Raw genomic sequence first — 13921 nt, forward strand, 5'->3', positions numbered from 1 at the left:
CAACTCCAGATTGAAAATGCAATTTAGGCTTACAATACTAAACCTTCAATATTCATTTTAACCATACTAAAGTGTCCATAAATCACATTGTAACACCATTAGATTCTGCCTACCTCGATTCTAAGTCGCAGTATGTATTCTATCATAAAATGGTCGATTTTGCTTTAAAGGAATTAATTGTAACTGCGCAACAAAATCAGTTGTGTACCACGCAAGAGATAATTTTCTTTAAACAATATGCTGATTTGCTGTTGTATTCTATTGAAGCCATGCGTGTCAAATACATGTATGACGAAGAGGAACATATGAGAGTGGATTTAACGGAGTCTGGTTTTCCTAATTATTTAGAGTTCCGTTATCTTTTTAACGATTTGTCTTTAAAAGAGAATTACGTCAATAAACTCAAAGATGTTAGTGAACTTCAGGAAGAATTTTTAGACACCTTATTGAGGAAAAAAGAACCCGTGAGCAGAACCAAATTGTTCCAAGCGGCTTCAATTGTGTATTACACATCTGTAGAACAAAAATTTATTTTCAATCGGTTTGTTCAAGGTAAGATCATTAAGGCGCCTGAAGGTTCTGAAGGCGCATTTATGACCAGTTGGAGTTTCTTTGATGTGGGTTGCAACCGTCCATTTGTGTGCTATATGTATTTCGATTTTGAGGGTAGTAACATAGATTCCGTCAAAGAACTGGTATATGAAGTGCTTAAAACCACTGCAGATAGAGAAATGAATCTGGATGTAATGGCCTACGGCATTGATAGAAAATTAAAAGACATCAAACCAAAACACATCAAACGTATCGATTTAGGGCCTTTCCATAACGTGTTTGCTAAAGATGAAAACCTGATTACTCATACCATATTAGAAAGTATTGCAGCAAAAGATGTGCCTTTAGAATCGTATGTTTTATCATTAAAAATTGATGAAGTGTCGTCCGGAGGCGAATTCTCAGAAGGCGGTTATTTTTCAAAGCAAACCTTACAACGATGGAACCAACCCGACAATAAAAGTTACGTATTGGCCCCGCATCGCATCATTCAATTGCTATATAGTAAAAGACCAGAAATTATGAATGGATTGGCAAAACCGCCTATTCAGATTGCGGATATGAAAAATTGAGTAGGCAGCAGGCAGTCTTCAGTAGGCAGTAGGCAGTATACAGTAGGCAGTAAACAGTTTGTAAAGAAAGAAGATTAAACTTATGATGAACACTATAGATTGAAAACCAAATACTGAACACTGAACACTGAACACTGAACACTGAACACTGAAGACTGAAGACTGAACACTGAAGACTGAAGACTGAAAATTTTACAAAATAAAATGAGTTTTAAAAAGCTAATGGCATATCAAAAAGGATTTGATTTAGCGATGGAAATTTTTCATCTGACCAAAGGCTTTCCTAATTCAAAGCAGTTCATGTTGACATCTCAAATGGTGCGATCGAGTAGAGCGGTATGTTCGGCGATTGCTGAAGCTTACCGGAAGAGACCATATGAAAAGCATTTCAAAAGCAAATTGACTGATGCTGACAGTGAGAATTCCGAAACACAGTTATGGTTGGATTTTGCATTCGCTTGTCATTATATTGATGTGCAAAAGAGAGCAGCGTTACAATTGAAAAGTGAAGAAATTGGAAAACTCTTGAATTATATGATAAATCATCCAGAAAAGTTTGGATCTAATTAATAACGGCAATCTAAAAACTGAAGATTGAAGACTGAAGACTGAAGACTGCCAACTGAGGACTTATAAAAACTATGCAACAAAACTCCACATTTCCCATAAAACAAAACGAACTCGATATGCTTCGCGATGAAGCAGCATCATACCTAAAAAGCATTCAATGGGAGCAAGGGCAGCGCGCCAAAAACAAAGATAAGGAGGCGAAAGACGAATCGATTCTCCTGTATCTTTCTCGTGCCAACAACGGCTCTAATGTTGCAGAAACAACATCTGTTTCTAAGACCATTTTAGAGCTTAAAAAACGGTTGTTGCCGGATTCTATTGCAATCCCAGTATTGCTCAATCAAACCTTATATGCGGTTCAGGAAGGGTTGACGCTTGGCGTATGGATAAAGGATAGTTATTATGATGCCTCCGGTTTGTCCAGCTTAAATGAGCGGAAAGCGTCCTTAGATAGTATGGGAAAACGGGAATACGAAAGCAAAATGCACACGGCAACGGCGTTCATGTTATTTTCAGCTGCTTATTATATTCTGCATCATCTAAAACCGTATGCTTCTGACGATTTAAGCGTCATGAAACAAAAGTTCGCGGGGATTCCTGAGATTTCACTTTTATCACCTTTGAAAGGTGTGGCGTGTATCCTGTTTTATTACGACAAGTATTTAGGACATCCCGATATTATCAAAAGTGATAAGGATGTGGCCGATTTTACAGTCGTGTTTTTTGAAGCGCTGATCGACGAAATCCAAATGCGAAAAGCCACTTTGGAACACCAAGAAACCATTTTGGACAGAACCTATAAATTGGAGCATTCAGATTTCGCAATTTCTGGATGGAATAATGTGTTTGCTGGAGCCGCTAAAAACGTCGAGTTTAATAAAATCCAATTTGAACAGATTGTTGGTAATAAAGATGCTAAGCATTTCGCCCGACGATTGACCGAGCGTATGTTGAGTTATGATTTTACGGCAAAGAAAAATCCGTTTCAAGAATTGGGCGGCTTTATGCCCGTATTTATGGGTTACGGAATTCCAGGAACAGGAAAAAGTATGCTCATCGCAGCCATTGCGACGCGGTTAAAAGAACACTGTGAGCATTTGGAGCTCCCGTTTTTATTTCATCCTATGCCGGACACTTTAATCTCTACATTTCAGGGAGGTTCTGCAGAAAAGATGGTAGAATGGATGAAACCCATGCAAGATCCTACAAAACTGATTTTTGCACCAATAGATGATGCTGAAAACAATTTACAAGAACGTACCGCGCAAGGTGTGTCGGCAGGCGTAAAGGAAGTTATCGGTGTGTTTTTAAGATATACTGAAGGCGCTTATGCGGTAAATTACGGAAATAGTGCTATCGGTTTGTTCACTAATTTACCTGAAATGTTGGATAAGGCGGTGATTTCGCGTGTGCAAGGCCGATTCAAAATTGACGGCGCACAGACGGAACACGATTTTTTAGATCAGGATCATTTATGGTGGCGAAAGTTGCAACATACGATGCCAGATTTTATCAATATGAAAAATCCGGAGCAATACCAATATCTTCAAGATCAAGGTGTGGCTAAAAATATGGGAGAGATTCTCAAATCGGTCGGTAAACCTTCAGAAGAGCGCGTCCATGCGGTTTATGACAAGGTAGAAAGTCAATTCCAAACCAACGAACATCAATTTTACGCCAATCTGTATAAAGAAATGCAGCGCGTGTTTCCATTCTTTTCGTCCAGGGATGTTCGGAATATCCAATCGGCCATTTCATTGCGACTTACTGATTTTGATTTGGAGAGCTCGTGGTTTGATAATCCTGAAGTGTATTTTAAGCAAGATTACGACACCAAGTTTAATATGCTTCAAGAATTGATGCGCGCCAATATGAAAGGCCTCGATTTTTCTGAAATACGGCGTCAGGAAGTGGTGCGGTATCTAGATAATGTGGCCACAATTGCGGATACCGATTTCAAACGCCAGGTGGATTCTAGAGTTAACGACCTTAATATTGAATTGGCAGCACGTCGTCAATTCGATAGTTAAAAATAAAATCTAAATCAGACAAAATTTATAGAATGTCAGAAAACATCAAAAATATTACTATTAAAACGCTTTCTAAAGCTTGGGCAACCTTGTCAGAAATCAATTATGATTACCAATTTAAAAATGGCTCTTGGAAGCGCGTCTCACGCGAAAGTTATGATCGTGGGCACGGCACCGGAATTTTATTATACAATTCAGAAAAAGGAACGGTTATTTTAACCCGGCAATTTCGGATGCCAATTTTTCAAACCAATAAGAACGAAGGCATGTCTATTGAAGTCTGCGCTGGAGCCATCGATGATAACGACTCGCCGGAAGTTACAATTATAAGAGAAGTGGAAGAGGAAGTCGGCTACAGAATCACCGATGTTAAAAAAGTGATGGAAGCCTATACTTCACCTGGAGCCTTGACCGAAAAAATGTACTTATTCGTCGCACCGTATTCCGACACTATGAAAGTACATGAAGGCGGAGGAGTTGCAGGGGAACTCGAAGAAATTGAAGTGATAGAACTATCGTTCTCAAAAGCTTTACAAATGATTGCATCGACTGAAATTCGTGATGCGAAAACGATTATGTTGTTACAATATGCACAGATACATGGATTGTTTGGGGTAGAGAATAGAAAATAGAAAAGAGAGAAGAGAGTAGAGAGATGAGACACAATTCATTGAGATAAAATTATTGACATTTTTTAATGGAAAAATTAAAAGCAGCACAATTATATAGAGACGAACTCATTCCCATTAGTGGGAAATTGGTTGAGCGTTACAATCAGTGCCTTAAAATATTAGGGTTTACTGAAACGAAACTTACTAATTTTTCTATCGATGGTATTGGTTGGAGCCCTGAAATTGCTGAAGAGAAGCAGGAAATCCATTATTTGAATAACGGTGAAGCCAATCCGAATGCCATTATCATTACCCCGTTGCAAAAAGGAAAACCAGTCTATGTGCCTTTCCATACGTTCGATCGGGAAATGATGCAGCATGTGTTTAGAACTCATGGTGATAAAATCAACGATATTACCAGAGATTGCGCCATTTGCGTGCACTTTGATCAACATATTGATGCGTTTTATGAGCCTTTGGATGTCTTGAAATATGGCGATATTTCTATGACGTTTAAACTGATCAATAATCTGGATAAAGTCCAAAAACAGCAGTTTGGGTTAATAGATAAGTTTAAACAAGGCCATAATTTTATTGACGAAGGTTTGCACCAACAGTTGTTGGAATCGGCTAAAACGTATGGCGATTTAAGACATCGGAATCTTGAGCTCCCACAATTGTATTACACCACAGACTCGTTTTATACCAAAGCCTTTGGCGGTGTGTTTGTGTTGCGCGATTTTATTTCTCCAATCGTTGTTTTTCAAGACGAAAAGTGGCATAAGGAAGCTATTAAGGATATCACTTATGATGTGTTAATCTATCATATTTCTCAGCCAGAATTGATGGATAAATTGCGCGATCATTTAATCGTCGGATACGATTTAGATGCTGCTGTAAAAACACCACGGTATAACCGAATCAAAAAATTTATGTTCGCTCAGTATTTAAAGGATACACCACACCCTATTCAAGATATTTTGGAGGATAATGTGTTATTTAAGGGGTATTTGAATAAACTAAGTATTGAAGACCGGAAAAATGTAATGAGTGTTGAGCTCTATTTGGAGAAAATGGAAATCAGCAATCAGCATAAATTGGCGGATATTGTTGATGTAGAATTATTTGAAGCATTAAATGAACCACATTCGTCATTGAATGTCAAACATCAGGATTTAATCTGGAAATTGTTGGTCAATATAGCTCCATTGGATGTTTTATTTCTGTATTGGTATGATAAAGAGCTGTTTTATAAAAACTATGACACTTGGGATGATTCCTTGAAAGATTGGGTAATTGCGACGATTCGTAACAATATTTAAGTATTATAGACTAATTTTAAGGGAGGCGGAATGTTTAATTGAGGAAAGGCTGAATTAACCACCTCGTCTTCAGTTTCTTTACTGAAACTGAATCCACTCCTCCTTAAAAAGGAGGAGAAGTTTTAAGCTTTTTAAAAAACGCAATTAATAACTATCACAAAAGTTCCTTCCCTTTATAAGGGAAGGTGGATTTAGGCTCCACAAAGAGCCTAAAGACGGAAGGGTTATAGAATTATTAAACTTTTAAGCATTAAAAACTCGACATCATGACATTAGAAATCATTGTTTTCATCGGCTCCATTTTATTCGGAATCTTGCTGTATTGGCGGGAATCAACAGGCAACCGACTCTATCGCTTTATAAATAAGTTGATGTATTCCAAAAAGCTACAAATGTCACCGGACAATCCAACGGGTTTTGTATACCAACAAAAATTTCTATTACGTCTGGTATTCATCACGATGATTTTTTTGGTTGGTATTTTAATCGCTCGATTTTTAATTCCGATAGATATAGCAACAATTTCAGTATTCGCTTCTAGTATTGTAGGGACGCTTATTGGGACTTATATTGGAGGTTTTGTGCTGAAATCTGAAAAAGTAATCGATGCCCATAGTGATACCATAGAAGAAAAATTTGATAATGCTATAGATCAAGGGCGCGATTTTATTCAGGATATCACGTCTAGAGAACCAAAAGTGGTGGAAGAAGCTAAAAAGGAAATCGAAGAAAATCCTGTTGAGCCTAAGAAGAGCGCCCGAGAGCGATTGAAGGATAAAGGGCTGATGTAGATAGGTGTGAGGTTTGAGGACTGAGGTTTGAGTTTGATGTTGTAATAAGTTTAATAATAGAACAGCGTAATTATGATAAAGAATTATTGGAATAGAGGCAGTAGACAAAAAACAATCACCATCGTTGTTACCTTGGTTTTGATGTTGTTATTGTTTTTTCTTCGAGATGATTACCAACCGTTTTTACTATGGATAAGAAAGTATATCTTCCTCATTCTGGTAATCGGTTTGGTCATGTTTTTCGGGTTGCGAAGCTTTAGAAACTCGGCAAGCGTAGGACGTCGCATCATGATTCTTGTCTTTCTATTACTCTTTTTCGGGATGCTGTATGTCATTGGCGGACACTTTAAAATGTACGATTATGTGAAAACCTACAATGTGTTCAATAACTTGAATAAGGTTCAAATTAACGAATTGCCGCTCACCCAAAATGAGCGTATTCAGCCGTTGCGTAATATCTTTTCAATGGCGAATGAATCGGTTGGGGAGACCAAAGATGTGTCTCTACCACACTTGGTAAGGGTTGATGGTGAAAACAAATGGACTATGGCCATCCAACCTTCCGAAAAATATACCATGCAGCAAATCAGTGAAAATACGGAGGAGGTATTTGCGGTATCCAGTACATCGCCATTTCCTAGGTTTTCTAATGAAAACCGTATTCCAGTGACCTTTTCAATTGGCGAATCTCTAAAATTCAGCAGAAACACCTATAATGCTGTGGTGCAACGTTTCAATATTTGGCAATTGTTTACCATGGAACCTGGCGATACGTTTTATATGAAAAATGATTCCGGTAAATGGGTGGAAGTGGTGAGCTTAATCAAATGGAAAGGCTTCTTTTTTCCTTATCCAACCTTTGGTGGCGTAATGATAATCGATAGTGGGGAACACGATTTTAACGACTATATAGAGCGGGTTTTAATTGGAAAAGGCACGTATGTCAGTCCCGAGAATATGAAAAATTACCCGTTTTTAACCAGACAAAACACGCTATCTGAAAAAGTATCTCGATTACAAGCCGAGTCTTTAAAATTTTTAGGTGGATTTACGGACCCATTACCATGGAAAATGGAAACTGCTGTGAAAATACCAGACTTACCAGAAGACCAAAATCAGCAGCCTTTTGTTACCGATTTTGATTTTTCATCGGTTGATGCCAAAGCATATAACGGCTTATACCACTGGTTTGGATTGGAGCCTATTGGAGAAGAGCGCACGAGTTTGACCTATAGTGTTTTTGTACCTGCAGATGGTACTGATAAGTTGTTTTATTATGATCATGCCGCCAAGAAACAAGGCTATGCGGGAGTTTCAGCAATGCCTTTAAAAATAATTGAGTCTCGTAAAGAATATGATTGGTCGGTTAATAAGCCAGTAGAGTTCAGACCTTATATAAAAGATATCGCAGGTCGCAGACGGATGTTTTTCTTAGGAACAGTATCCGCCGTTAAAGATGGTTCTGCAAAATTTGACGGATCAGCAACCCCGGACTTGGCGTTGGTTGATAGCGAGTATCGCGACGTGATTTGGATTGATGTCAAACGACCAAGCACATGGGATGAAACCGTATACGATCAGCTCAATGAAGCTTGGAGAGCAAGTGAAGGGATAGGATATTTTTATGAAGAAGAAAACCGAACTTCCGATTTAGACTTGATGCAACGGGAAATGGATTCAATACGATCTATTCCAAAGATTAATGCTAATGCTCAAGAAATAGAAAAGTTACAACGTAAAATAGACTCGTTGAATTCCGCTGGGAATTAATAAGGAATTTATCATTCCAACTTACTTTTTGTCATTCCGACGATAGGAGGAATCCCATAACGGCGCATCCAAGTAGCCTTGGATTCTGATTATGAGATGTCTCATTACATTCGACATGACAAACCAGTTTCATTGTCATTCCGGCTTAGGTTTGTCATTCCGACGTCAGGAGGAATCCCATAACAGTGAAACCGTGGAATATGATTATGAGATGTCTCATTGCATTCGACATGACAAAACAATTTTATTGTCATTCCGACACAATTTTGTCATTCCGACGATAGGAGGAATCCCATAACGGCGCATCCTAATAGCCTTGGATTATGATTATGAGATGTCTCATTGCATTCGACATGACAAAATGATTATTCGTCATTCCAACGACGAGTTTGTCATTCCGACGTCAGGAGGAATCCCATAGCACTAATCATCAGTTTACTTGCTTTATGCGATGTCTCATTGCATTCGACATGACAAAAGCTCGCATTGTCATTCCCACCCAGTTTTGTCATTCCGACGCTAGGAGGAATCCCATAACAGTGTAACCGCGGATTATGATTATGAGATGTCTCATTACATTCGACATGACAAACCAGTTTCATTGTCATTCCGACTGGGCTTTGTCATTCCGACGTCAGGAGGAATCCCATAACAGTAATCACCAGTTTACTTGCTTTATGCGATGTCTCATTGCATTCGACATGACAAAATAAGACCTCATTCCATTCATCACAAAACCAAAAACACACTACCCAAACCGCTTCTGTAAATCCGCTACGACCGTCTCAATCTGCGCATTTTTGTTTTTCCGCTCAAGTAAAATTGGTGGCGCTTGTCTCACCTCACAATCAGCAATCGCACAACGTTCACAAGTTACGCCAACCTTTGTAGTCTTAATTTTAGGGTCATCTAAAAAGGCTATTTTGCGTTGCAGTTGTTTGTTAATCAATAAACCGATGCTTATACTTCTGTATTGATTGTCTCTAAAAGGGTCTTTTGTAGCGGATGATAACAGTAAATATTTCATATCATCATCAGGATAATCCGATATCTGAAGATCAAAAACATGATCTTCTTTGGTGCTGCTGATGGTTTTTAAAACTCTTAAAGATACCCAACGGCGACAGTAATGTTCATTAGTTTCATTGGCGCGTGGTGAGTGTTGGTGCGATAAATGCAATTCTTTTTTGAGGTGAAAACGTTCACTTCCTGCACGATGTGTAAAGCGTAAAAAGAATAAATCTTGAATATTAAACTCTTTTGGGAGCACATTGGTCAAGCGTTGATAGAAGGATTCTGGTGACGCGTTATAGGAATTTAATATTTCTAAAAACAAGTGCTCATCAAACGTCTCTTTTTCAAATAACGTAGTGAGTTGTTCGGTTATGCTGGCTTTAGGTAAAATTAAAGCGCCAGCAAAATACGAGGCATAAAAATTATTCAATACCTGATCAAAGTTTTCAAATTTAATCCATGAAAAGGTGTAAAGTCGTTCTTTGTATTGCAGAAAATTATATGCCAGCTCTTTGGCATAAATGAACGTCCGCTGAGCATCATCCATTTGGTTAGCAAGCAAAAGTGTCTTTGTTTTTGGTACAAATACAGAACGTAACGAATCTAATGCCTGATGTTTGTCTAATTCAGTTTCATTAAACACATAACCGTATTCCTCAATTAGAATTTCCTTTAATTCATCAGAATCGATTGGTTTGGTTAAATCAATTTGATAAGCCTTAGCGAATTTCAAAACGGCCTGTTCAATTTCTTCAAAATAATTATGGTTCGCCTGTTGGAAGGATCTTACGGAAGCTAAGTAAAAACTCTCACGACTGAAATTGTAATTCTGCGCGATTTCAATAATAGTACTTATAAAGGCATTCACCTTTGCTGGCGCATTGGAAACGATATCAATGAGGGTGCTTTCTTGGATTCCAAAAAGGTCTAATGGAATTTCTTTTAAAATTTTAGATTTTAAAATATCGCCAATAGGGGCCAAGTTTTTATCCAGTTTTAAAGATACCATTTGGTCATATGGCACTTCCAATTTGTCTGAAAGCATCGAAATTTTATCCGGTTTCGGATATTTTTTGCCCTTTTCAATTTCGTTCAAATAGGACTTCGATAAGCCCGATAATTTAGACAAGCCAAATAGGGACAAATTCTTTTCTGTCCTGATCTGCTTGAGTTTTAACCCGAATATAAGTTTAATGTAGTCTTCTTCCATAATCACAAATATAATCGTTTTTTGCGAATAACTATTTTTAGCGAATTTATTAATTTAGCGAACGTTCGCTTGTTTTTTAAAAAAGTTATTTTTATCATTGTACTATCAAAACGACAACATCATGGAAAACAACATTTTAAGCGCACCGAAAATTCAATATTCAAAGGAGGTAAAAAACTACTATCCTGAAATCTTAACCGATAAAGCCCTTGAGTTTTTGTCCGCTTTGCACGAAGAGTTTAACCATCGTCGCTTAGAATTGCTAAAATCGAGAGAAGCACAGCAACACGTATTTGATACAGGTGCCTTTCCGGATTTCCCTGCAGAAACTAAAGCTATCAGAGAAGGCGATTGGACAGCGGGCTCTATTCCGCAAGATTTATTGGATAGACGTGTGGAGATTACAGGTCCTGTAGACAGAAAAATGGTGATCAATGCACTTAATTCTGGAGCGAAAACATTTATGGCCGATTTAGAAGATAGCAATGCACCAACTTGGAAAAATGCTATTGAAGGGCAACAAAATCTGATTGATGCCAATAAAAGAACCATTTCGCTTCACGATGCTAAACGCAACAAATCGTATCAATTGAATGACAATCCGGCGGTGCTTTTAGTACGTCCTCGAGGTTTGCACCTTAACGAACGCCACATTTTAATCAATAAGGAAGTAACCTCTGGAAGTTTAGTTGATTTTGGATTGTATGTATTTCACAATACAAGAACGCTATTGGATAATAATACAGCGCCCTATTTCTACCTACCAAAATTGGAACATTATACGGAAGCTAGATGGTGGAACGATGTTTTTGAGTTTGCTCAAGAGTATTTAGGAGTTCCAAAGGGAACCTTTAAAGCAACGGTTTTGATCGAAACCATCACTGCAAGTTTTCAGTTGGATGAAATCATCTACGAACTAAAGGATCATATTGTTGGCCTAAACTGTGGTCGTTGGGATTATATCTTTTCCTATATCAAGAAATTTAGAAATCACGAGAATTTTATCGTGCCCAATCGCGATCAGGTTACCATGGCAACGCCATTTATGGCCGCGTATTCAAAATTGGTGATTCAGCGTTGCCATAAACGTGGCATCCATGCCATTGGCGGAATGGCGGCTCAAATCCCGATAAAGAACAATCCTGAAGCTAATAAAGCAGCATTAGAAAAAGTTCGAGTGGATAAGGAACTCGAAGTGAAAAACGGTCATGACGGCACTTGGGTGGCACATCCAGCATTGGTAGAAGTGGCGATGAAAGAATTTGACAAACATATGCCAACGCCTCATCAATATCATGTGACCCGAGACGATGTTTCAATAACCAAAGAAGATTTAGTAGAGCTTCCAAAAGGGACTGTAACTGAAGAAGGGGTGAGAAAAAACATCAACGTGGGACTTTTATATACTGAAGCTTGGTTGCGAGGCCATGGTGCCGTTGCGCTCTATAATTTAATGGAAGATGCAGCCACCGCTGAAATTTCTAGAAGTCAGGTTTGGCAATGGCTGAAGAATGAAGTGGTATTAGAAGATGGGCGCAACTTTACGAAGGCACTTTACACTTCTATTTTTGATGATGAAGTTGAAAAAATCATCAGAGAATATGGAGAGGAAAATATTAAAAACACCAAATTCAATTTAGCGATTGAACTGTTTGATAGGTTGGTTACGAATGAAGAATTTGAAGAGTTTTTAACCTTGCCAGCATATCAATACATCTAAAAAAATAAAAAAAAATGTCTCGCAACTACGGGAATAGTGTACGAGACGTAATTATCAAAATCTAGAAAACCTTAATAATCAAACACAAAATTATGAAAAATTTAGCACAAAGTAATTATAGTTCAGCTTTAGAAACTGTAAGGAACCTTAAAGCAAAGTATGGGACAACCTGGAATGCTATAAATCCTGAAAACGCTGCGAGAATGGTCACTCAAAACCGTTTTAAAACCGGTTTGGATATCGCTAAATATACCGCGGCTATTATGAGACAGGATATGGCTGATTATGATGCAGATGCTTCAAATTATACGCAGTCTTTAGGTTGCTGGCATGGGTTTGTGGCGCAGCAAAATATGATTGCGGTTAAGAAACATCATAAAACAACCAATAAACGATACTTATATCTTTCAGGTTGGATGGTGGCCGCGCTTCGTTCAGAATTCGGACCCTTGCCAGATCAATCCATGCACGAAAAAACCGCTGTTCCATCTTTGATTGCTGAGATTTATGATTTCTTGAGACAGGCGGATGCCATCGAATTGAATGATTTATTCCGCAGACTTGAAAATGGCGAGGATGTTCAGGATAAAATCGATAATTTTGAAACACATATTGTTCCTATCATAGCAGATATTGATGCTGGTTTTGGTAATGAAGAAGCTACTTATTTATTGACCAAGAAAATGATTGAAGCTGGCGCTTGTGCAATTCAGATTGAAAATCAGGTGTCTGATGCTAAACAATGTGGCCATCAGGATGGAAAAGTGACAGTGCCTCATGAAGATTTTATAGCCAAATTAAACGCTATCAGATATGCATTTTTAGAATTAGGTGTGGATGACGGTATTATCGTAGCACGTACAGATTCAGAAGGTGCAAGTCTGACCCAGAAATTACCGGTTAGTAAGGAACCTGGCGATTTGGCTTCGCAATATTTAGCGTTTGTTGAAGCTGAAGAAATTGATATTAATGATGCGAAAGAAGATGATGTGCTTTTAAAAAGAGACGGGAAATTGGTGCGCCCTGTGCGATTGCCAAATGGTTTATACCAATTTAAGGACGGTTCTAATATTGATCGTGTGGTGTTAGATTGTGTAACGAGTCTTCAAAATGGAGCTGATTTATTATGGATTGAAACGCCAACGCCAAACGTGAAGCAAATTGCACATATGGTGAACAGGATAAGAGCGGTGGTGCCAAATGCGAAATTGGTATATAACAATTCGCCTTCATTTAACTGGACTTTAAATTTCCGTAACCAAGCTTATGATGAAATGCTTGCGGAAGGCGAAAACATGACTAGTTATGACAGAAATAATTTAATGGATGTGGCCTATGATGGTTCAGAATTGTGCTATCGTGCAGATCAGAAAATAAAAACCTTTCAGATAGATAGCGCTAAAGAGGCCGGTATTTTCCACCATTTGATTACGTTACCTACCTATCATACAACAGCATTGCATATGAATGATTTAACTGAAGGATACTTTGGAGAAGAAGGCATGTTGGCGTATGTAAGAGGCGTTCAGAGGCAAGAAATCCGTAAAGGTGTTGCTTGTGTAAAGCACCAACGTATGGCAGGATCTAACCTTGGAGACGATCATAAAACATTTTTTGCTGGTGACAAGGCTTTAAAAGCGGATGGCGAAAAGAATACGTCAAATCAGTTTGAAGGCATTGCGGAAGATGCTGCTGTTGAGCAACCCTTAAGTGTTGTCGCTTAATAACAAATCACTACTAAATACGATCATAAAAGACT

10 protein-coding genes are annotated in these 13921 nt (G+C 38.2%); 9 read left to right on the forward strand and 1 reads right to left on the reverse strand.

The window, feature by feature from the left end; genetic code table 11:
• Nucleotides 1–71 precede the first annotated feature (71 nt).
• The 7 genes from Q0947_RS02020 to Q0947_RS02050 all read left to right on the forward strand — a co-directional run bounded on the left by Q0947_RS02020 (nt 72) and on the right by Q0947_RS02050 (nt 8218).
• Nucleotides 72–1124 (forward strand): hypothetical protein, encoded by a 1053-nt coding sequence (locus Q0947_RS02020; RefSeq protein WP_299390715.1) that lies wholly within the window; start codon nt 72–74, stop codon nt 1122–1124.
• Nucleotides 1125–1346: 222 nt separating this feature from the next.
• Nucleotides 1347–1694, forward strand: a complete 348-nt coding sequence (locus tag Q0947_RS02025) for a four helix bundle protein (RefSeq protein ID WP_366915483.1) — start codon at nt 1347–1349, stop codon at nt 1692–1694.
• A gap of 71 nt (nt 1695–1765) precedes the next feature.
• A complete protein-coding gene (locus Q0947_RS02030; RefSeq protein WP_299390719.1) occupies nt 1766–3724 on the forward strand; it encodes an AAA family ATPase in 1959 nt (652 codons plus the stop codon).
• Nucleotides 3725–3756: 32 nt separating this feature from the next.
• Entirely contained in the window at nt 3757–4356 is a 600-nt protein-coding gene (locus tag Q0947_RS02035; RefSeq protein ID WP_299390722.1) for an NUDIX domain-containing protein, read from the forward strand.
• A 65-nt stretch (nt 4357–4421) separates the two neighbouring features.
• Nucleotides 4422–5657, forward strand: coding sequence for a DUF6638 family protein (locus Q0947_RS02040; RefSeq protein ID WP_299390724.1), 1236 nt, complete (start codon nt 4422–4424; stop codon nt 5655–5657).
• Between the two features lie 266 nt (nt 5658–5923).
• Nucleotides 5924–6448, forward strand: a complete 525-nt coding sequence (locus tag Q0947_RS02045) for a hypothetical protein (protein ID WP_299390726.1) — start codon at nt 5924–5926, stop codon at nt 6446–6448.
• Nucleotides 6449–6520: 72 nt separating this feature from the next.
• Nucleotides 6521–8218 carry a hypothetical protein gene (locus Q0947_RS02050; RefSeq protein ID WP_299390729.1) on the forward strand — a complete coding sequence of 566 codons (1698 nt, stop codon included), beginning with the start codon at nt 6521–6523 and terminating at the stop codon, nt 8216–8218.
• Between the two features lie 748 nt (nt 8219–8966).
• On the opposite strand, the gene Q0947_RS02055 is transcribed toward Q0947_RS02050, so the two are convergent.
• The gene (locus Q0947_RS02055) at nt 8967–10442 is read right to left on the reverse strand and encodes a helix-turn-helix domain-containing protein (protein WP_299390731.1); all 1476 of its coding nucleotides are present in this window, start codon (nt 10440–10442) and stop codon (nt 8967–8969) included.
• A 121-nt stretch (nt 10443–10563) separates the two neighbouring features.
• Here Q0947_RS02055 and aceB point away from each other — a divergent pair, with 121 nt between their 5' ends.
• Together aceB and Q0947_RS02065 are read left to right on the forward strand one after the other, a co-directional pair.
• Nucleotides 10564–12162 carry a malate synthase A gene (gene aceB / locus Q0947_RS02060; protein WP_299390734.1) on the forward strand — a complete coding sequence of 533 codons (1599 nt, stop codon included), beginning with the start codon at nt 10564–10566 and terminating at the stop codon, nt 12160–12162.
• A 92-nt stretch (nt 12163–12254) separates the two neighbouring features.
• The gene (locus Q0947_RS02065; protein WP_299390736.1) at nt 12255–13886 is read left to right on the forward strand and encodes an isocitrate lyase; all 1632 of its coding nucleotides are present in this window, start codon (nt 12255–12257) and stop codon (nt 13884–13886) included.
• The last annotated feature ends 35 nt before the right edge of the window (nt 13887–13921 follow it).

This window comes from uncultured Gelidibacter sp. (genome assembly GCF_947500795.1).
Lineage (GTDB): Bacteria > Bacteroidota > Bacteroidia > Flavobacteriales > Flavobacteriaceae > Gelidibacter.